Here is a 19,336-nt window from a genome sequence, read left to right on the forward strand (position 1 = left end):
GAAGCCGGCTCCGCTTCACCGGCGCCTCCTGGACGGAGTTCGTCAGTTCGGTCCGCCGCTGAGGCGGGCGCGCAGGGCGGCGGCCCACTCGTAGGAGGGGCGCAGCTCCAGCGCGTGGTCCAGGGCGGCGAATGCCTCCTCGCGGCGGCCCAGGTCGGCCAGCGCCGCGCCCCGGCTGGCGTGGGCCGAGGCGTACGCGGGGTCGATGGTGAGCGCCTCGTCGTAGTCGGCGAGGGCCTCCTCGTGGCGGCCGGCCACTCGGAGGGCGTCGCCGCGTTCGCAGTGGCCCCAGCCCCAGTCGGGCCAGAGGGCGAGGGCTCGGTCGAGGTCGGCCAACTGGCGGTCGTGTTCGGCCAGTCCACGCCAGGCCCGAGCCCGGCGGCCCAGTGCCCAGGCATAGTCCGGCTTGAGGTCGAGCGCGCGGCCGAAGTCGGCGAGGGCCGCGTCGAGGTCTCCGGCGCGCTCGTGGGTGGCGCCCCGGGAAGCCCAGGCGAAGGCGCTGGCCGGGTCGCGTCGAATGCCTTCGCTCAGGTCCCGGACCGCCTCGTCGTCATGGCGCAGGAGGCGGTGGTACTCGCCGCGCAGGACTACGTTGTAGGGGTTGTCCGGCTCCAGCTCGACCACGCGCTCGACGTCGGCGAGTGCCCCCTCTTGGTCGCCCAGGCCGCTGCGGGTCAGGGCCCGCCCCCGGTGAGCCCGCACCAGGTCCGGGTCAAGGGCGAGGGCGCGGCCGTACTCCTCCAGGGCGCGCTCGTACGCACCGTCCCTCGCGAGGGAGTCGGCCAGCTCCGCCCGCGCCCGCGCCCGCCAGGGCTCGTCGCCCCGCGCCCGGCCGAGCAGCAGCCGGAGCACCTCGGGCTTGCCTCCCTCGTCGAGCGCCCGCGTCAGGTCGCTTCCGCAGGCCCGTACGGCCTGGGCGTCCGCGTCCTCGCCCGCGTCTGCCAGCAGGCGCATCCAGCGCCTCACCAGGTCGTCCGCCTGACCGCAGGCATCCACGACGTCGGTGAGGACGGCGGGAAGCGCGGAGCGGGGTGCGGCGCACAGCAGGTGATAGGACTCCGCGAGCCGTAGCTCCCGCCAGTCCTCGTCGGCCCACCCGTAGCCGTCCTCCAGTCCGGCCTCGGTCTCCTCCCGCCACCCGGCGAAGACCGCCGCGAGCCGCTCGTGCCGCTCGGCCCATCGCCTGGGCGAGCCCTTGCGCTGGAGGCGCAGCATCGGGGCCCGTACGACGTCGTGGTACTGCATCCGGTCGCCGCGTTCGTCGACGAACGGTCGTTCCCGGAGCCAGCCGTAGAGGGCGTCGAGTTCGGTGTCCGTACCGTCCACCACCGCCCGGAACACGTCCGCGTCCAGGCGCCGTGGCAGCGCGCACGCCAGGGCGACCGCGCGCCGCACCGGATCCGGCTCCCACTTCAGGAACCGCTCCACTGCCGTCGTGCTCGGGTCTCCCACGTCGTCCGGATCGGCGGGCCGGGTCTGCGCGAGGGTCGACACCAGCACCGGCAGCCCGCCCGTGAGCCGCAGCACCTCGTCGACCACCGGCTCGGCCACCACCCCCTTGGCGGCGAGCAGCCCCCGCGCCTCCGCCTCCGTGAACGGCCCGAGCGGCACGTCCGTCATGAAGTCCGCGAAGCCGCCCCATCGGGCGGTGTCGAAGGGGCGTTGGCCGGAGGTGACGACGACGACGTCGGCGGGCAGAGTGCCGTAGCGGTCGGTGGTCATCACCTCGTGCAGCCAGCCGTCGAGGAACGGTCCGGTGCGTTCGTAGGTGTCGAAGAACAGGACGACCCATGGCGCCGCCGACGCCACCTGCGACAACTCGCCCAGCAGTACCGGCGTCAGCACCCGTTCGGGTGTCAGGACCAGTTGCACGTCCTCTTGGCTGCGGAAGCGGGCGCTGAGGCTCGCCCGCACCCTGTCGGCGCCCTGGGCGAGTTGGCCGGCGTCCAGGGCGCCCGCGAGGGCGCTCACGCCCGGCACCATGCCAAGTCCGACCAGTCCGGCGCGTGCCACCACGAGACCGGCCGCCGAGGGCTCACCGGGCTCGGCGTCGACCACGGCGACCGCCTCGGCTTCGTGCCGCCGCTCCCGATGGACGGCGAGCAGCCGATCCAGTTCCTTGAGACTACGGCCCTGTACGCCGAGTTGGCGACTGATCGTGCCCATGGCCTCGGGCACGCTGCCGACGCCCTCGTCGACGTACGCCGTCAAGGCCCCGCGGTCCCGGGCCACCTGCTCGAACTCCCTCACCAGGAAGGTCTTTCCGACCCCCGCGTTGCCGTGCACATGGAAGAGGAAGCGGTGGCGTTCGTCCTCGGGCCGCAGCTCCAGGTTCCGCCGGAAGGCAGCCCGTTCGTGGCTCCGCCCCACGAATCCCGCCCGTCTGCGCCGAGCGATCAGCTCCTGCATCGACGGCCGCGCACGCCCCATCCGTCCGCCTCCTCCATCGCCCCGGCCGCTACTTCACCACGGAGACCTTCGTACCCTTGGTGCCGAACGCCCAGACCGCGTCCCCGTCCGCGCTGTGCATACGGATCCCGCCGGTCTTCACGCCCGCCGCGGGCTGTGGCGAGGAGCCGTCCTGGGCGTTGGAGAAGGCGATGTTCACGCCGGACGCGACGGTGAAGTAGACGATGTTCTCGACCTTCGTGCCATCCGTCCCCGTGGTGGAGGGGACGGTGGTCGACACCGCGTACCGGCCCGGCGCCGGGCTCACCGTGCCCGGCCACACCGCGAAGGTGCGGCGGACGGCCTCGCCCGTGTCGACGAGCCACACGCGCCGCTGGGCGAGCGAGTAGACGATCCGCCGTCCCGTGCCCGAGGCGTCGGGCACGGCGACCGGCTCGGCCTTCTTGGGCGAGGCGGAGGGCCGCGGGCTCGCCGACGCGGACGGCTTCGCCCCGGCGGCGTGGGCGGCGGTCGGGTGCGCCCCCTGGTCGGCCTGCGCGGCGAGGGCGGTGACGCCCACGATCGCCGCCGTGGTCAGTCCGGTGACCCAGATCCAGGAGGGAAGCCGTCGGGCAGGCACGGGCACGCAACTCCTCGGATTCACCGGGCTTCTGGGCCCTCCACCGAGGGTCGGATCATCGTACTCCGACACGCCCGGGGCCGCCGCACGCTTCGGCCGTCACTCCAGGACCGGCAGCAGCTCCGGCAGGTGCCCGTCCGACACCTCCGCCGCCCGCTGCCGCTCCTCGGAGACCTCCCCGTACAGGGTCGTCCGCGGCCTCGCCGGACGCCCGGCCGCCTCCGCGACGGCGATGAGGTCCTTGACGGACTTGTACGAGCCGTACGAGGAGCCCGCCATCCGGGAGATGGTCTCCTCCATCAGCGTGCCGCCGAGGTCGTTGGCGCCGGAGCGGAGCATCTCCGCCGCGCCCTCGGCGCCCAGCTTCACCCAGCTGGTCTGGATGTTCGGGATGTGCGGGTGGAGCAGGAGGCGGGCCATGGCCACCACCGCGCGGTTGTCGCGGGTGGTCGGGCCCGGGCGGGAGATGCCCGCCAGGTACACCGGCGCGTTGGTGTGGATGAACGGGAGCGTCACGAACTCGGTGAAGCCGCCGGTCTGCTGCTGGATGCGAGAGAGCGTGCGGAAGTGGCCGAGCCAGTGGCGGGGCTGGTCCACATGCCCGTACATCATCGTGGACGAGGAGCGGATGCCGAGTTCGTGCGCGGTCGTGACGACGTCGATCCAGGTCGCCGCGGGCAGCTTGCCCTTCGTCAGGACCCAGCGGACCTCGTCGTCGAGGATCTCCGCCGCCGTGCCGGGGATGGTGTCGAGGCCCGCCTCCTTCGCGGCGGTCAGCCACTCGCGGATGGACATCCCCGTACGCGTCGCGCCGTTGACGACCTCCATCGGGGAGAAGGCATGCACGTGCATGCCGGGGACGCGCTCCTTCACCGCCTTCGCGATGTCGAAGTAGGCGCTGCCCGGGAGGTCCGGGTGGATGCCGCCCTGCATGCAGACCTCGACGGCCCCGAGCTCCCAGGCCTGCTGGGCGCGGTCGGCCACCTGGTCCAGCGACAGCGTGTACGCGTCGGCGTCCGTGCGGCGCTGGGCGAAGGCGCAGAAACGGCAGCCGGTGTAGCAGACGTTGGTGAAGTTGATGTTCCGGGTGACGATGTACGTGACGTCGTCACCGACGGCGGACCTGCGCACGTCGTCCGCGATCCGGCAGAGGGCGTCGAGCGCCGGACCGTCCGCGTGCAGCAGCGCGAGCGCCTCGTCGTCGGTGAGCTTGGTCGGGTCGTCGGCGGCGGTCGCGAGGGCCGCCCTGACGTCGGTGTCGATGCGGGAAGGCAGCATCCCGGGCGCCGCCGCCTCCCGCAGCGCCTCCCAGTCGCCGTACACGAGGTCGAAGTCGTCCCGGCGGTCGCCGGTGCGTCCCTCCGTGTCGATGGTGCGGTGCAGATCGGTGCGCCCCGACGCCGTGAAGGCCTCCTCCGGCTCCTGCCAGGGGTGCCCCTCGACGACGGCGTCCTCGCGGGCGAGCCCCGTCTCCGGGTCGGCCAGCGCCCGTACGTGCGGCAGCAGCCGAGGGTCGAGCCAGGGCTCCCCGCGCTGCACGAACTCGGGGTACACACACAGCCGCTCGCGCAGTTCGAAGCCGACGGCACGCGACTGCTCGGCCAGCTGCTCGATCTGCGGCCAGGGCCGCTCGGGGTTGACGTGGTCGATGGTGAGCGGCGAGACCCCGCCCCAGTCGTCGATCCCCGCGCCGATCAGCCGCCCGTACTCGGAGTCGACGAGGTTCGGCGGGGCCTGGAGGCAGGCGGCCGGTCCCATGATGTGCCGGGCGACGGCCACCGTGGCGACCAGTTCGTCCAGTTCGGCGTCCGGCATCCCGCGCATCGCCGTGTCCGGCTTGGCGCGGAAGTTCTGGATGATCAGTTCCTGGATGCCGTGGTACGACCGGGACACGCGCCGCAGCGCGAACAGCGACTCGGCGCGCTCCTCGTACGTCTCCCCGATCCCGATCAGCAGCCCGCTGGTGAAGGGAACGGACGACCGCCCCGCGTCCTCCAGGACCCGCAGCCGTACGGCCGGCTCCTTGTCAGGAGAGCCGTGGTGCGGACCGCCGGGCTCGCTCCACAGCCGCGTCGCCGTCGTCTCCAGCATCATGCCCATGCTCGGCGCGACGGGCTTGAGCCGCTGGAAGTCGGTCCAGGACATCACCCCCGGGTTGAGGTGAGGCAGCAGTCCCGTCTCCTCCAGGATCCGGATGGAGATGGCACGGACGTACGCGATCGTGTCGTCGTAGCCGTGCGCGTCCAGCCACTCCCGGGCCTCGGGCCAGCGGTCCTCGGGCTTGTCGCCGAGCGTGATGAGGGCTTCCTTGCAGCCGAGTTCCGCGCCGCGCCGGGCGACGTCGAGGACCTCGTCCGGCGACATGAACATCCCGTGCCCGGCGCGGCGCAGCTTGCCCGGCACGGTGACGAAGGTGCAGTAGTGGCACTTGTCGCGGCAGAGGCGGGTGAGGGGGATGAAGACGCTCTTGGAGTACGTGATCACGCCGGGGCGGCCGGCCGCCTCCAGCCCCGCGTCCCGCACCCGGGCGGCGGACGAGGCGAGGTCCTCGAGGGCCTCGCCGCGCGCCTGGAGCAGCACCGCGGCCTCGGTCACGTCGAGGGCGACGCCGTCACGGGCGCGTTTGAGGGCGCGACGCATGGAGTTCTCGGTCGGGCCGGTTCCGGAGGTCGCGGTGGTCGTCATCCTTCGAGCATACGATCGCGGTGATCAGGCGTTACAGGGCGTGGCCGTATTCCTCCGGGGCCACGGATCGTTACAGGGTGCCACTGGCGCCCCGCGCGGGCCGGCCCCGGCAGGCGCGCCGCCTCCCCGAAAGCTGTCGATTTCCTTCTCTTGCCCCGCAGTTCACAGCCGACTACCAGGGTTGTACGTGCCAACGTGCACCACCCATGTCACTCTCACGACACCCTGGGAGCAGCAGCATGTGCGAGGACGAGCACGGCATCGAAAGCTTCGACGGCATCGGCAGACGCGCGCTGTTCGTGACGGGGGCGGCAGCCGCCCTTACGTTGGGAAGCGTGACCTTCGCGAGCGGCTCCGACGCGACCGACCGTACCGAGACCCGTACGGTGTCCGGCACCCTGCCCACCGGTTCACCGGACTTCGTGTACCTCCCGGTGGAGATCCCGCGCGGGGTGCGGGAGATCCACGTCGCGTACACCTACGAGAAGCCGTCCGTCCCGGCCGGCACCGCGGGCAACGCGCTCGACATCGGCCTCTTCGACGAGCGCGGCACGGCACTGGGCGGCGAGGGCTTCCGCGGCTGGTCGGGCGGCGCGCGCACCGAGTTCTTCGTCCGCGCGGACGACGCGACGCCGGGGTACATCCCCGGTCGGATCCGCCCCGGCAGCTGGCACATCGCGCTCGGCCCCTACACGGTGGCGCCGCAGGGCCTGCCGTACGAGGTCACGATCACGCTGACGTACGGGGAGCAGGACGCCGCCCCGGTCCCGGCGTACCCGCCGTCCCGTGCGAAGGGCCGGGGCCGCGCCTGGTACCGGGGTGACTGTCATCTCCACTCCTGGTACTCGGACGGCCGCCGCACCCCCGCGGAGATCGCCGCGCTGGCGCGCGCCGCGGGTCTGGACTTCATCAACACCTCGGACCACAACACGCACAGCTCGCACGCCCACTGGGCGGACCAGGCAGGGGACGACCTGCTGATCATGCTGGGCGAGGAGGTCACGACCCGTAACGGTCACGTGGTGGCCCTCGGCACGGACCCCGGTACGTTCGTCGACTGGCGCTACCGGGCCCGCGACAACCGTTTCGGCCGTTTCGCCCGCCAGATCCGCCGCGCGGGCGGCCTCGTCGTCCCCGCCCACCCGCACGCCACCTGCGTCGGCTGCGGCTGGAAGTTCGGCTTCGGGGAGGCGGACGCGGTGGAGGTGTGGAACGGCCCGTACACCCCCGACGACGAGGTGACCCTCGCGGACTGGGACAACACGCTGGTGGCGGCCGTCCGTTCGGGCGACGCCGACCGCTCCTGGCTCCCGGCGATGGGCAACAGCGACGCCCACCGCGACCCCGACCCGGTCGGCACCCCGCAGACGGTCGTCCTCGCCGACGACCTGACCCGCGAGGCCATCCAGGAGGGTCTGCGCATGGGCCGCTCGTACGTGGCGGAGTCGAAGCTGGTGTCCCTGACGTTCTCGGCAGCCGGTGCGAAGGGCGAGCACGCGGGCATCGGCGAACGCCTGCGGGTCGCCCACGACACCCCGGTCACCGTCCGCCTGGAGGCCACCGGCGTCCCCCGCTGCACGGTCCGCTTCGTCACCGACCAGGGCGTCCTCTTCACGAGCGCCCCCTTGCCGGTCTCGGGTTCCGGGACGGTGGAGTGGAACACGACGGCGCAGTACGCGGCCTACGTGCGCGCGGAGTTGCGCCACGAGACGGCGGCGGGTCCGGTACCGGGGGCGCTGGCGGCGTTCACGAACCCGATTTTCCTCGGGACATGAGTCGGCTGGTCTGACGTGCTCCTCGGGCCGAGGCCCGAGGCTTCCGGCCTTCCCGTCCGTTGTTGTGCCGCTGCGCGGCACAGGTTTCGGGCGGGAACCCATGACGTCCTGGTGGGGCCGTCGGCCGACTGGTGCTGCTGAGCGGGAAGCGGCGGGACCGCTCAGCGCTCACCGGCCGGTTCCGGCCACAACGCCCGCACCGCGTCAGGCACCTCGGCCACAACAGCCGGGTCGAGCACGGCCAGTTGGAGGATGTAGCCCGGGAGGACGGAGAGCATCGCCGAAGCGATCGCCTCGGCCGTCACGGTCGTGGGCAAGTCGCCGTGGTCCTGGTGGTCACGGACCATGATGACCAGGTCGGCGCGCATGCGGCCCATGAGCTGGTCGAGCTTGTGAGCCACCGAGCGGTTGCGCATGGCCTCTCCCCAGACCAGAACCGCGAGCCCGGCCAGGTTCCCCTCGGCGGACTTGACCCGGATCACGTCGAGAAGTTCCGCCATGACCGCCCCCATGGACTGGCCCTGCCGGTTCGTGGCGACGGTGAGCGTGATGTCGAGGACCTCACGCATGTTCTCCTCGGCGATCGCGAGGATCATCTCGTCCTTGCTGGTGAAGTGCCGGTACACCGCTCCCGCGGACAGCCCCGCCTCCGTGAACAGGTCCTGCATGGACGCGGAGTGGAAACCGTCGCGGAGGAAACAGCGTCGCGCCGCGTCCAGGATCTGCTCACGGCGGGCGTCCATGTACTGCTGGGTGACCTTGGGCATGGGGCCAGCCTATCAAGAAAAACGAACATTCGTGTTGACGTTTGCTCGTGCAGCGGGTCAGACTGGGGAATTAATAGAACGATCATTTCTTTTTTTATGAGAGGGGCTGACCGTGAGGAGCCCGTTGTCAGGACACCCGGCAGGGCGGGAAGCGGCCGTTGCCGTCCTGGTGTTGCCCCTGGTGATCACCCTGGTGGTGCTGTCGTTCGCCTGGCCGGCGGGACGGACCGCGCCGCGCGATGTCCCGGTCGGAATCGTGGGCACCGGAGCGGCCAGCCAGCACGCGGTGGAGGGCCTGGTCCATGAGAAGCCCGACGCGTTCGACTTCCACCTCTATCCCGACCAGCAGGCCGCGCGGTCGGCGATCGAGAACCGGGACGTCTACGGCGCCCTCGCCATCTCGGCCCACGACATCACCGTGCTGACGGCCCCTGCTGCCAGCACCTCCGTGGCCCAGCTTCTGGGTGAGGTCGGACAGCAGCTGGCCGATCGGGCCGCCCAGCAGGGGGCCGCCGGTACCCGGCCCTCGGCCAAGATCCACGTGACGGCGGTCGACGTGGTGCCCGTCGCCGCGGAGGACCCCAGGGGAGTGGTGTTCAGCTCGGCGGTCTTCCCGCTCACGATCTGCGGCATCCTGATCGGGGCGTTCGTCTCGACGGCTCGCGGCCTGCGACGCCCATGGCACCGGCTGCTGACACTTCTCGTCGCATGTGCCGTCGCGGGACTCGGTGCCTACCTCGTGGCCCAGGGTTTCCTCGGGGCGCTGCCCCACGATCACGTGGCCACGTGGGCGGTCCTGTCGCTCGTCCTGATCTCCATCAGCACCACCGCCGCCGGGCTGGTCCGACTCCTCGGGCAGGCGGGCCTCGGGCTCAGCGCCGCGCTCATGGTCTTCGTCGGGAACCCCTTCTCCGGCGCCGGCTCCGCGCCGGAGATGCTCCCCAAGGGAGTGGACTACGTCGGCCAGTGGCTGCCCCCCGGCGCCGGGGCCGGCCTGCTTCGCGACACCGCGTACTTCGACGGCAACGGCGGCTCCGGCCACCTCGCCGTCCTCGCCCTGTGGAGCGTCTGCGGGTTCACAGCGGTCATGTTCGGCCGACGGATCACCGGGCGAGCACCCGGCGCGAAGACCGGTGCGACGGCTTCCGGAGCGTCGCTCTCGTCCTTGCCGACGTCCGGCGCCGCTTCGCCGGACCGACGTCACGCGCACGCGCATGCTCACGCTCACGCACGTCGCAACGACGATGACGGCTGATGCCGAACGCTTCATGCAGGACGGCGATCACGGCCGTCCATACGAGCTGACCTCGCAAGGGGGGCGGCCCCTTCCCAGCGGGCCGCACCGCCACCTGGGAGGCGCGGCCCGGACGACACACGGGCCGGCTCCCGCCGTCGCCACGCGTACGACCTACGGCGCGAGGCGTAGATCCGCGATGCCTCGCGCCGTACCGGAACGGACACCCACCATGACCACCTCACAGCGCCCGCGGCCGGCCGGGCCCCTTCCGGCCGCCTCTCGGGCCTTCGCCCTGCTGGGCAGACGCTGGAACGGCCTGATCCTCGTGGCCCTGGCCAAAGGCCCGGCCCACTTCGCGCAGGTCCGCGAGCGCGTCCCCGGCATCAGCGACCGCATGCTCGCCCAGCGTCTCCAGGAACTGACCGCGGTCGGCCTCGTCACTCGAGACGTCCGGCCCGGCCCGTCCTCGCGAACCCATTACGCACTCTCTTCGCACGGCAACGCCTTCCTCATCCCCCTGGCCGCCTTGCTCGTGTGGGCGGAGGACCACCTTCCGGCGAGCGGCTCACCGGCCGAGGACCAGCAGCGTCACCATGAGGACCGTCAGGACGCCCAGGCCGATTCCGCCCGCCTTCGCGCCACCCCGGGGGAGGAAGATCCCGGCGACCGTCAGCAGCGTGGTGAGCGGTACGCCGAGCCGGGCGACCAGGATGAGCGCGTTCTCGAAGTGGGGCGTGCGGACGCCGTCCTGGCAGGTGTCGCAGGCGATGGCGAGGAGCGGGCCGAAGGTGGCGACCAGGCCTCCGGTGACGAGCACCAGCATCGCGAGGGCGGTCAGGCCGGCCCAGTCGAGGGGAGCGCGCCGGGAGCGGGTGGTGTGGATGTTCGCCATGCGGCCGACGTTACGAAGGGTGTCGACCGGTCGGCATCCGATGTCGTACTCAGGTCACCGTGAGGCCGTGGCCTGAGTACGGCTACTCCGGTGTCGTGTTGGAGAGGCGGTCCAGCCACTCGCCCAGGAGGGCGGACTCGCCCGGGGTGAAGTCCGGCCTCGGGGTCCGGCGGAGGAGGGCGGCGAGGTGGGTGGCGGTGGCGGGGAGTACTTCTTCCGCCCCCGCTTCTTCCGCCCCCGCTTCTTCCGCCCCCGCTTCTTCCGCTCCCGCTCCCGCTTCTCCCGCTCCCGCTTCCTCGTCGCCGGCGGACGTGGTCTCCGGCCCCCTCGCCTCCGGGGTGAAGACCACCGCGTGCACCGCGTCCCGGATGCGGCGCGACAGGGTCTCGTCCGTGAAGGTCGTCGGGCGGGAGACCAGCATCAGGGAGACGCCGACGTTGGCGGACATGATCATCTGGGCGGCGAGTTCGGGTGCCAGGCGCAGCTTGCCCTGTTCGGCCGCGCGCCGGAGGTCCGCGGTGAGGATGCGGTGGGACTCCAGGGCGGCGGCCGGTGGCGTACGCATCGCCGGGGAGTTCATGAGGCGGTAGAGGTTGGGGTTGCGCAGGGCGAAGTCGGTGTGGGTGTCCCAGCCGTCGCGCAGGTCCTGGACGGGGTCCGTGCCGGGCCTGCGGCTGCGCTTGGTCGTCAGATACTGCTCGTATCCGTGGTCGACCACCGCCGACAGCAGGCCCTCCTTGTCGCCGAAGTGGCGGTAGAGGGCCGGGGCGCCGACCCCCGCCGCCTCGCAGACCGCCCGGGTGGAGACGTCCCCGTCGGGGGAGTTCGCCACCAGCTCGGCCGCCACTTCGAGGATGCGCGCTTTCGTACTGCTCACGGACGTGCTCACGGTAGCGACGTTATCCGAGTCGTCCGAGGCCACGCCGTCCCCTTCCGCGCCACGGGGGACAACAGGTCCGCCAGGCCGATCCGGGTCAGGAACTCGGCGCGGACACGGTCCGCGACCAGGCTGACCTCCTGCGAACCGTCGTCCGCCGGGTCGACGTGCACCCGGAAAGGGCGCTTCCCGTACGGGGTGTCCACCACGTCGACGATCGCGTCGGCGACGAGCGACACGTCGGCGACGGGCGGGGTGAGGGCCGCCAGGCGTCCCGCGACCTGGTCCATCAGACCCGCGTAGTGCTCCTCGTAGGCGGGGAGCACGGTCCGTTCGGAGGGGTGGCCGCCGCTCGCGAAGTGGTTCGTGCCCGAGGTGAACGCGCCCGGCACCACGATCGTCGTCTCGATGCCGAAGCGGGCCAGTTCGGCGGCGTACGACACGGCGAGCGCGTCCATCGCGGCCTTGGCGGCGAAGTACGGCGCCAGGTACGGCGGGGTGCCGCCGCGCGTGGAGGTGGAGCCGACCCACAGCAGCAGACCGTGGCCCTGGGCCCGCAGGTGCGGCAGCGCGGCCCGGTTGACCCGCTGGGTGCCCAGCACGTTCGTGTCGTACACCGCGGCCAGTTCGGCGGGCGTGAAGGCCTCCGTCGGGCCGGTCACCATGTGCCCGGCGTTGTGGACGAGCACGTCCAACCCGCCGGCCCGCGCCAGCACCGTGGCGATCGCCGCGTCCGCCGACTCCTGGGACAGGACGTCGAGTTCGACCGTGCGGAGGTCCACCGCGTGCTCGGCGGCGTACGCCTCGGCCTCCGCGACCCGGGCCGCGTTGCGCCCGCCGGTGTCCCGCATCGCGGCGTACACCGTGTGCCCGGCGCGGGCGAGGGCACGGGCGGACAGCGCGCCGAAGCCGGATCCGGCCCCCGTGATGACGATCGTCCTGCGCGCGGCAGCATCCATGACTGAACTCCTTTTGGATCGGGGCGAGTTGAATCAGGGCGAGTTACGCGATGCCGCCGTTGGCCCGGAGCACCTGGCCGTTGACCCAGCGGCCCGCGGGACCGGCGAGGAAGGACACCACCTCGGCGATGTCCCGGGGGGTGCCGAGGCGCTCCAGCGGCGGCTGGGCCGCCATCCGCGCGATGGTCTCCTCGTCCTTGCCGTCCAGGAAGAGGGCGGTGGCGGTCGGGCCGGGGGCCACGGCGTTGACGGTGACGTCCCGGCCGCGCAGCTCACGCGCGACGATCAGGGTCATGGCCTCGACGGCACCCTTGGTGGCGGCGTACGCGCTGTACCCGGGGATCGCGAGCGCGAGCACGGAGCTGGAGAAGTTGATGAGCGCGCCGCCCGCGCGCAGCCGTCGTGCCGCCTGCTGGTCGACGACGAACGTGCCGCGGATGTTGGTGCGGTGCATGCGGTCCAGCGCGTCGAGGTCGAGGTCGACCAGGGGCGCGAGCGCCATGACACCGGCCGCGTGGACGACGACGTCCACCCCGCCGAAGGCGGATTCGGTGGCGTCGAAGAGGGCGGCCACCTCGGTCTCGTCGGCCACATCGGCGCGGACGGCGATCGCCTCCCCGCCCGCCTCGGTGATCGCGGCGACGGTCTTGTCGGCCTCGGCCTCGTTGCCGGCGTAGTTCACGACGATGGCGTGACCGTCTGCCGCGAGGCGCTCGGCGCTCTCCCGGCCGATTCCGCGGGATCCGCCGGTGACGACGGCCACTCGGCGGGGCGTTCGAGACGTGCTGGGGTGCTCGGTCATGACGATGCTCCTCGATGGGGCGGGGGTAGCGGTGTTCACCACCCGACGAGAGCAACGCTAACACCTTCGCGGTAGCAGCGCTACGGACAACCGTGCTCAGCCCAGGAACGCCGCTACGGCCGCCACGAACCGCCCGGCGTCGTCGAGCCAGGGGTAGTGACCGGCGCCCGGCTGCACGACGAGCCGCGCGTCAGGGAACAGCCCCGCGAACTCGGCCGTCGCCCCGGGCGGGCTGTTCAGGTCGAACTCCCCGGTGAGCAGCAGGACGGGGGCTCGGCAGGCGGCGAGCGCCGCGCGGGTGGCGGGCGGGTCGAAGGCGCCCTCGGCCCCGAAGAAGGCCACGGCCTCCTCGTTGCCCGGCCGGGCGGCCGCATGATGCCGCCGCGCCACGACGTCCCAGCGGCCCCAGAAGAAGGGGGCGACGGCCTCCCAGTCGCTGCCCGTCCCCGCACCGATCGCCTCCAGCGCGGCGAACGCCGCCGGGAACCATGGCTCACCCTCCCTGAGCCGCGCGCGTGCGCGCCGCGCCTCCTGCGTGACCTCGACGCCGACGGCCCGGGTGCCGGGGCCGATCAGGGCGAGCCTGCCGACGCGCTCCGGATACCGGGCCGCGTACTGCGTCGCGACGTTCGCTCCGGCGGAGTGGCCGAGCAGGTCGAGCCGGGTCTGCCCGAGGTGCGTGCGCAGCGCCTCGACGTCGTCGACCAGGCGGTCGCAGCGGTAGCCGACGGTGTCGCGCGGGAGCGCGGACCGGCCGGTACCGGGCAGGTCCAGGACGGCCAGCCGACGGTGCCGGGAGAGGCCTCCGAGGTCGCCGAGGTAGCGGGAGTCCGTGGGGCCGCCGGGGACACAGAGGACCGGATCGCCGCCGCCGTCTCCGCTCCCGCCTCCCATGAGGCGGTAGGCGAGGCGGGTTCCGTCAGGTGCGGTGAAGGTGGGCATGACGTGGATCCTGACAGTCATAACCGAGTTATACAACCGGGTTATACAACCGGCCATGACGACGTGAGGACACTCGACCTGGGTATATAACCGAGCTATGGCAGTCGAAGAGGACACGCGTCGAACCCCCGAGCCCCCGACCGAGCCCCTGACCGAGGCGCAGGCCGAGCGGATGTTCGCCGACATGAACGACGTCATCCGCGCGGGCGAGGAGATGCGCAGGCTGCGCGCCGAGATGATCCGGCTCTTCGCCGACCTCGGCTGGACCCAGGACAGGATCGCCCGCCTCACCGGCATGAGTCAGCCCGCCGTGTCCAAGCAGGTCACCAAGCACAAGGGGGACGCCCCGCCGCCTCTCCCACTCGACCGGCACGACACCCCCTGGCTCGAGGGACGCCTCTGGGGCCTCGCCGAGGAGATCTCCGAGACCCTCCACGACGCCGCCCACTGCACGCGATACGTCAACGCCGTCGCCCGGGGCCGGAAACACTTCACACCCCAGAACGTCGACGAACTCCGGCGCCTGGTCGAGGAGGACCTGCGACTGCACCGGACCGCTCTGCCCGACGGCCACCGGCACGCCTACGACGAGATCAGCCGCGCCCTCGACACCGCCGCCCCCTCGGCACCCACCCCCACCGAATCCCCCTCCGCCCGCCGCACCCTGGCCCGCCAGATCCAGCGCGCCCGCCTCAGGGACGAGGCCTGAGCGCCCCACCGGGCCGGTGTTTCCGCATTCGCCATACTCGCCATCACATTCACCGTATGATGTCCACATGACGGTCAACATGACGATGAGCCTCCCCGACGAAGTGGCTGCCTTCGTGAAGGCCAAGGGGAATGCCTCTGCGTACACCGCGCGGATACTGCGACGACAAATGCTCGCCGAGGAGCTGGAGAAGTCCGCGCGGATGCGGGCCGAGGCAGGCATAGTGATCACCGCTGCGGAGCCCGCCGAGAGCGAGGACGCCACCCTGGAGCGCTGGGCGCGGGTGGCGGGCAGGTGAAGCGCTGCCACGTCTACGAGCTGTCGTTCGCCGGAGGCCCCGCGCACGCCCTGGTGATCTCCTCCGACGCCCTCAACACGCAAAACAAGACAGCCACTTGCGTACTCGTCTACCCGCAGCAGGTGCGCGAAGCGACCCTTGTCGACATCCCGGTCGACACCCCTTCCTCGGGCACCGTCGTGCTCGGCGAGTTCCGCACCCTGTCGGCCCCTCGCTTCGCCAAAGAGCTGGGCCCTGTCGACGAACGGGTCATGGAGGCCGTCGAGATCGGCCTCCGAGCCGTGTTCGACCTGTAGACCCCGGCCGGCCGACGGGTCGCCCCGGCGGTTTACGGGCCGAGGTGGACGCCTGGTGAGAGCCACGTCGGACGGGGCAGGCCGAAGTGTTCCTCGAGCATCAGCTCGGCCCGGGTGAGGGCGACCCCTTCGTCGCCCGAGCCCGGTCGCGGGCCCACGCGCCCGCGCCCACCAGCACGGCGGCCCCAGCTCCGTACACGGGCAGCCACAGGGTCGTCGTGGCTGCCAGACAGTCGGCAACGGCCTTGCCGCTCTGGGCCACTTGTGCGTACGCCAGGGCGGCGCCGTCGCTGTCGGCCAGGTTCGCCAGCGCGGCCCTCGACCGGAGGGCCTCGTACCTGCCCGTCCCCTCGCACCCGCTCCGCGTGCCCGACATCGGAAAGAGCCAGGCCCAGCGCTGCATCATGGGGGCCAGCGCGATCGCCACGCACAGGCCGACGACCAGCGCATACGCGACCAGGCCGCGCATGTACGCCGATCGGATGCCGGGCGTCCATGCCGGCCGTCGTTGGAAGGCGAAGATCACGGCAAGAAGCGTCACCCCGATGTACGTGGAGAACCACTGCCAGGACCCCTGCGCGAGTGCGAACGTCAGCACAGCGGCGAGTCCGATGCCGATGACCCCGGCCTGGCCGGCCGAGTCGTATCCGGATCCGGTGGAGGCCGGCCTTCGGGTTCCTTGCGGGCTGGGGTCGTTCACGGGCCTCTCCTGCGGGGTGGAAGCCATCAGCATCCGCCGCGTCGCGCCGCGGGCCCCGGCGCCATGCCGGACGGTCACGACACCCCCGCTCGGATGCCCCACCCTGCCGGTCCGGAGAGGCCCAGGGCCCGTCCGGCCGATCACGCCGCCCCAGGACCTGTCCCTAGTTCCCCGACGGCCAGACGATCGCCTGCACCTCGCTGTACGCGTGCAGTGCGTACGACCCCACGTCCCGCCCCACCCCGCTCTTCTTGAAGCCGCCGAACGGTGCCTCCATGTTGCGGCCGACGGTGTTGACGCCCACCCCGCCCGCACGCAGCGCGCGGGCGACGCGGAAGGCGCGGGCGACGTCGCCCGACCAGACGTAGTCGATCAACCCGTAGTCGCTGTCGTTGGCGAGGGCGATGCCTTCCTCCTCGTCGTCGAAGGGGACGACCACGACGACGGGCCCGAAGATCTCCTCGCGGACCACCCGCATGTCGGGGGTGCAGTCCGCGAGGAGGGTCGGGGCGACGTAGAAGCCGCGGTCGTACGGGGGGCGCGTGCCGCCCGTGACGATCCGCGCGCCCTCCTTGCGGCCGAGTTCGACGTAGGCCTCGACCCGGTCCCGGTGGGCCGCCGAGATGACCGGCCCGACGACCGTCCCCGGCTCCCGCGGGTCCCCGACCGTCAACCGTCCCGCATACGCGGCCAGTTGCTCGACCAGGCGGCCGTAGATCCCCTTCTGCGCGATCACCCTCGTCGGCGCCGTACAGATCTGCCCGCTGTAGAAGGAGAACGTCGTGCCGATGCCGAGCGCCGCCGACTCCACGTCCGCGTCGTCGAAGACGACCGCCGCGCCCTTCCCGCCCAGCTCCATCAACTGGCGTTTCATCCCGCGCCCGCACACCTCGGCGATGCGCTGCCCCACCGCCGTCGAGCCGGTGAAGCTGACCATGTCCACGTCCTCGCAGTCCACGGCCGCCTCGCCGACCTCCGCGCGCGAACCGCTCACCACGTTCACGACACCCGGCGGTACGCCCGCCGCCTCCAGGGCCTGAGCCATCCGGTACACGGAGAGCGGGTCCTGCGGGGCGGGCTTCACGACCACCGTGTTGCCCATGGCCAGGGCGGGGGCGATCTTGCCTGCCGGATTGGCCCAGGGGTTGTTGTAGGAAGTGACGCAGGTGACGACGCCGACCGGCTGGCGGACGGCGAGGGCGCCCATGACCGCCGCCTTCCCGAACGGCCCGGCCTCGTTGATCTGCGGCGGCAGCGGCTGCTCGACGGGCTCCACGCGCGCGTAGCGCCGGAATCGGGCCGCGCCCACCCCCACCTGCATCCCGCGCGCGGTCCCGGTCGTGGCACCGCTCTCGGCCTGGGCGAGATCGGCGTAGGGGAGGAAGTTGCGCCGGATGACGTCCGCCGCCCGGCCGAGGAGCGCCGCGCGCTCCTCGGGGGGCGTCCGCGACCACGGTCCGAAGGCCTCGCGGGCCGCGGCGGCCGCCGCGTGCACCTGCTTCCGTGAGGCCTCCGGCGCCATCCCGACGACACCTTCCGTCGCCGGGTCGATCACCTCGTAGTGCCCGTCGTCGGGCTCCACCCACGAGCCGCCGATGAACAGCCGCTGCTCGTCGCCCGACCCCCGCACGTCGGTCACCTCGTACTCACCGTCTCGGTGTCCCGGCCGGAGCGCAGCACCTTCCCCGGTACGGCGCCCGTCACCACGTCCCCCCGGATCGACTCGACCCCGTTGACCCAGACCGCCGTGATGCCGATCGCCCTGGAGTCGAGCCGGGGGCTCTCTCCCGGCAGGTCGTGCACCAGGGTGGCCTTGCCGGCGTCGATGCGCTCCGGGTCGAACAGCACGAGGTCCGCATGGAAGCCCTCCGCGATCCGCCCGCGTTCCCTCAGTCCGAAGAGGCGCGCCGGGTCGACCGTGAGCATCTTCACGGCCGCCTCCAGCGTGGTCAGCTTCCGCCCGCGCAGACAGTCCCCGAGGAACCGGGTCGTGTACGGGGCCCCGCACATGCGGTCGAGATGGGCACCCGCGTCCGAGCCGCCGAGCATGACGTCCGGGTGCTGCCAGGTCTCGGCGCGCAGCGTCCAGGAGTCGGTGTCGTTGTCGGTGGGCATGGGCCACAGCACCGTCCGCAGGTCGTCGTGCGCGCAGATCTCGACCAGGCACTCGAAGGGCTCCTGGTGGCGCCGGGCCGCGATGTCCTTCACGACCTGCCCGGTGAGGCCGTCGTTCGCCGGGCTGTAGGTGTCCCCGATGACGTACCGGCCGAAGTCGGCGAGGCGGCGGAAGACGCCCGCCTCCTTGCTGTTCGCCCGGGCCAGCATCTCGGCGCGCACGGAGGGGTCCCTGAGCCGTGCGATGCGCTCCGGGACGGGCAGGGCGAGGATCGGGCCCCACCCGGGGATCAGGTTCAGCGCGCAGAACGTGCCCAGGGACATGTTCATGGGGGTGAGGATCGGCATGGTGAGGGCCACCACCCGGCCGCCCGCCTTCCGCGCCCGTTCGCTCGCGACCAGTTGCCTCGGTACGCGCTCGGGGACGGCGGCGTCGATGGTCAGCACGTTCCAGTTGAGCGGGCGGCCCGCCGCCGCGCTCATCTCGACGAAGAGGTCGATCTCGTCGTCGCTGAACTGGTCGAGGCAGCCGGCGACGATCGCCTCGATCTGGGTGCCCTCGTGCTCGCCGACGGCCCTGCTCAAAGCCAGCAGCTCCGCAGGCTTCGCGTGCCGGGAGGCGACCGGTTTCCCGTCGCCGTCGGAGTGGGTGGAGGACTGGGTGGTGGACAGGCCCCAGGCGCCGGCGTCCATCGCCTCGTGGAAGAGGGCGAGCATCCGCTCCAGCTGCTCCCCGGTCGGCTGCCCGCCCACCGCGTCCGCGCCCATCACGTACCGCCGCAGCGCGCAGTGCCCCACCATGAAGCCCGCGTTGACGGCGATCCGCCCCTCCAGGGCGTCGAGGTAGTCGCCGAAGCTGTGCCAGTTCCAGGGTGCCCCCTCCTCCAGGGCGACCAGCGACATCCCCTCGACCTTGGACATCATGCGGCGGGTGTAGTCGGCGTCCTCGGGCCGTGCCGGGTTCAGCGGGGCGAGGGTGAAGCCGCAGTTGCCGCCCGCGACCGTCGTCACCCCGTGATTCAGGGACGGGGTGGCGTAGGGGTCCCAGAAGAGCTGGGCGTCGTAGTGCGTGTGCGGGTCGACGAATCCGGGGGCGAGGACGAGACCGGAGGCGTCCTCGCCGGTGCGGGACGCCTCCGTGACCGTGCCGATCGCGGCGATACGGCCGTCGCGGATGCCGACGTCCGCGGTGTAGCCGGGCGCGCCCGTGCCGTCCACGACGGTCGCGCCCTTGATGACGTGGTCGAGCATGGC

At 72.1% G+C, this 19,336-nt stretch carries 17 protein-coding genes and 1 pseudogene; 6 read left to right on the plus strand and 12 right to left on the minus strand.

The annotated features are described in order from the left end of the window. Window positions 1-42 precede the first annotated feature (42 nt). The 3 genes from ACZ7M3_RS27705 to ACZ7M3_RS27715 form a co-directional block, all read right to left on the minus strand. Window positions 43-2,430: a tetratricopeptide repeat protein gene (locus ACZ7M3_RS27705; RefSeq protein WP_472066513.1), complete on the minus strand. Its 2,388-nt coding sequence runs from the start codon at window positions 2,428-2,430 to the stop codon at window positions 43-45. A gap of 28 nt (window positions 2,431-2,458) precedes the next feature. Next, on the minus strand, window positions 2,459-3,034 hold the full coding sequence (locus ACZ7M3_RS27710; protein ID WP_452968333.1) for a hypothetical protein: 576 nt from the start codon (window positions 3,032-3,034) through the stop codon (window positions 2,459-2,461). 93 nt (window positions 3,035-3,127) lie between these two features. Further along, the gene (locus ACZ7M3_RS27715; RefSeq protein ID WP_472066515.1) at window positions 3,128-5,713 is read right to left on the minus strand and encodes a bifunctional FO biosynthesis protein CofGH; all 2,586 of its coding nucleotides are present in this window, start codon (window positions 5,711-5,713) and stop codon (window positions 3,128-3,130) included. 239 nt (window positions 5,714-5,952) lie between these two features. Here ACZ7M3_RS27715 and ACZ7M3_RS27720 point away from each other — a divergent pair, with 239 nt between their 5' ends. Then, entirely contained in the window at window positions 5,953-7,488 is a 1,536-nt protein-coding gene (locus ACZ7M3_RS27720) for a CehA/McbA family metallohydrolase (protein WP_472066517.1), read from the plus strand. 161 nt (window positions 7,489-7,649) lie between these two features. Here the strand turns inward: ACZ7M3_RS27720 and ACZ7M3_RS27725 are convergent, their stop codons facing one another. After that, window positions 7,650-8,255 (minus strand): TetR/AcrR family transcriptional regulator, encoded by a 606-nt coding sequence (locus ACZ7M3_RS27725; RefSeq protein ID WP_472066519.1) that lies wholly within the window; start codon window positions 8,253-8,255, stop codon window positions 7,650-7,652. Between the two features lie 124 nt (window positions 8,256-8,379). Between ACZ7M3_RS27725 and ACZ7M3_RS27730 the strand changes: the two genes are divergently transcribed. Next, the gene (locus ACZ7M3_RS27730; protein WP_472066521.1) at window positions 8,380-9,510 is read left to right on the plus strand and encodes an ABC transporter permease; all 1,131 of its coding nucleotides are present in this window, start codon (window positions 8,380-8,382) and stop codon (window positions 9,508-9,510) included. Between the two features lie 211 nt (window positions 9,511-9,721). Continuing rightward, window positions 9,722-10,036, plus strand: a pseudogene (locus tag ACZ7M3_RS27735) (winged helix-turn-helix transcriptional regulator); the annotation flags it as partial. A gap of 21 nt (window positions 10,037-10,057) precedes the next feature. Here the strand turns inward: ACZ7M3_RS27735 and ACZ7M3_RS27740 are convergent. From ACZ7M3_RS27740 to ACZ7M3_RS27760, 5 genes are all read right to left on the minus strand, one after another. Continuing rightward, on the minus strand, window positions 10,058-10,384 hold the full coding sequence (locus tag ACZ7M3_RS27740) for a hypothetical protein (RefSeq protein WP_472066924.1): 327 nt from the start codon (window positions 10,382-10,384) through the stop codon (window positions 10,058-10,060). An 82-nt stretch (window positions 10,385-10,466) separates the two neighbouring features. Beyond that, window positions 10,467-11,273, minus strand: a complete 807-nt coding sequence (locus ACZ7M3_RS27745; protein WP_472066523.1) for a TetR/AcrR family transcriptional regulator — start codon at window positions 11,271-11,273, stop codon at window positions 10,467-10,469. Continuing rightward, window positions 11,270-12,220 (minus strand): SDR family NAD(P)-dependent oxidoreductase, encoded by a 951-nt coding sequence (locus tag ACZ7M3_RS27750; protein WP_472066525.1) that lies wholly within the window; start codon window positions 12,218-12,220, stop codon window positions 11,270-11,272. Before ACZ7M3_RS27750 ends, ACZ7M3_RS27745 begins: the two co-directional genes overlap by 4 nt. Window positions 12,221-12,263: 43 nt before the next feature. Further along, a complete protein-coding gene (locus ACZ7M3_RS27755; protein ID WP_472066526.1) occupies window positions 12,264-13,022 on the minus strand; it encodes an SDR family oxidoreductase in 759 nt (252 codons plus the stop codon). A gap of 96 nt (window positions 13,023-13,118) precedes the next feature. After that, the gene (locus ACZ7M3_RS27760) at window positions 13,119-13,964 is read right to left on the minus strand and encodes an alpha/beta fold hydrolase (RefSeq protein WP_472066907.1); all 846 of its coding nucleotides are present in this window, start codon (window positions 13,962-13,964) and stop codon (window positions 13,119-13,121) included. 97 nt (window positions 13,965-14,061) lie between these two features. Here ACZ7M3_RS27760 and ACZ7M3_RS27765 point away from each other — a divergent pair, with 97 nt between their 5' ends. From ACZ7M3_RS27765 to ACZ7M3_RS27775, 3 genes are all read left to right on the plus strand, one after another. Continuing rightward, on the plus strand, window positions 14,062-14,673 hold the full coding sequence (locus ACZ7M3_RS27765) for a helix-turn-helix domain-containing protein (protein WP_472066528.1): 612 nt from the start codon (window positions 14,062-14,064) through the stop codon (window positions 14,671-14,673). A 67-nt stretch (window positions 14,674-14,740) separates the two neighbouring features. Then, window positions 14,741-14,971: a hypothetical protein gene (locus tag ACZ7M3_RS27770; protein WP_099922080.1), complete on the plus strand. Its 231-nt coding sequence runs from the start codon at window positions 14,741-14,743 to the stop codon at window positions 14,969-14,971. Beyond that, on the plus strand, window positions 14,968-15,267 hold the full coding sequence (locus ACZ7M3_RS27775; RefSeq protein WP_472066530.1) for a type II toxin-antitoxin system PemK/MazF family toxin: 300 nt from the start codon (window positions 14,968-14,970) through the stop codon (window positions 15,265-15,267). The genes ACZ7M3_RS27770 and ACZ7M3_RS27775 overlap by 4 nt, the downstream gene beginning before the upstream one ends. Window positions 15,268-15,367: 100 nt before the next feature. Here ACZ7M3_RS27775 and ACZ7M3_RS27780 read toward each other — a convergent pair whose 3' ends face one another. The 3 genes from ACZ7M3_RS27780 to ACZ7M3_RS27790 form a co-directional block, all read right to left on the minus strand. Then, window positions 15,368-15,967 carry a hypothetical protein gene (locus ACZ7M3_RS27780; RefSeq protein WP_472066532.1) on the minus strand — a complete coding sequence of 200 codons (600 nt, stop codon included), beginning with the start codon at window positions 15,965-15,967 and terminating at the stop codon, window positions 15,368-15,370. A 163-nt stretch (window positions 15,968-16,130) separates the two neighbouring features. Then, the gene (locus tag ACZ7M3_RS27785; RefSeq protein WP_472066534.1) at window positions 16,131-17,606 is read right to left on the minus strand and encodes an aldehyde dehydrogenase family protein; all 1,476 of its coding nucleotides are present in this window, start codon (window positions 17,604-17,606) and stop codon (window positions 16,131-16,133) included. Further along, entirely contained in the window at window positions 17,603-19,333 is a 1,731-nt protein-coding gene (locus ACZ7M3_RS27790; protein WP_472066536.1) for an N-acyl-D-amino-acid deacylase family protein, read from the minus strand. The genes ACZ7M3_RS27785 and ACZ7M3_RS27790 overlap by 4 nt, the downstream gene beginning before the upstream one ends. Window positions 19,334-19,336 lie beyond the last annotated feature (3 nt).

The organism is Streptomyces sp. NPDC111656 (genome assembly GCF_055656965.1).

Excerpts from the sequence above, each read along its gene's own strand:
- ACZ7M3_RS27705 (WP_472066513.1), bottom strand. The coding sequence starts at position 2,430 with ATGGGGCGTGCGCGGCCGTCGATGCAGGAGCTGATCGCTCGGCGCAGA.
- ACZ7M3_RS27715 (WP_472066515.1), bottom strand. The coding sequence starts at position 5,713 with ATGACGACCACCGCGACCTCCGGAACCGGCCCGACCGAGAACTCCATG.
- ACZ7M3_RS27720 (WP_472066517.1), top strand. The coding sequence starts at position 5,953 with ATGTGCGAGGACGAGCACGGCATCGAAAGCTTCGACGGCATCGGCAGA.
- ACZ7M3_RS27725 (WP_472066519.1), bottom strand. The coding sequence starts at position 8,255 with ATGCCCAAGGTCACCCAGCAGTACATGGACGCCCGCCGTGAGCAGATC.
- ACZ7M3_RS27740 (WP_472066924.1), bottom strand. The coding sequence starts at position 10,384 with ATGGCGAACATCCACACCACCCGCTCCCGGCGCGCTCCCCTCGACTGG.
- ACZ7M3_RS27750 (WP_472066525.1), bottom strand. The coding sequence starts at position 12,220 with ATGGATGCTGCCGCGCGCAGGACGATCGTCATCACGGGGGCCGGATCC.
- ACZ7M3_RS27755 (WP_472066526.1), bottom strand. The coding sequence starts at position 13,022 with ATGACCGAGCACCCCAGCACGTCTCGAACGCCCCGCCGAGTGGCCGTC.
- ACZ7M3_RS27760 (WP_472066907.1), bottom strand. The coding sequence starts at position 13,964 with ATGCCCACCTTCACCGCACCTGACGGAACCCGCCTCGCCTACCGCCTC.
- ACZ7M3_RS27765 (WP_472066528.1), top strand. The coding sequence starts at position 14,062 with ATGGCAGTCGAAGAGGACACGCGTCGAACCCCCGAGCCCCCGACCGAG.
- ACZ7M3_RS27770 (WP_099922080.1), top strand. The coding sequence starts at position 14,741 with ATGACGGTCAACATGACGATGAGCCTCCCCGACGAAGTGGCTGCCTTC.
- ACZ7M3_RS27790 (WP_472066536.1), bottom strand. The coding sequence starts at position 19,333 with ATGCTCGACCACGTCATCAAGGGCGCGACCGTCGTGGACGGCACGGGC.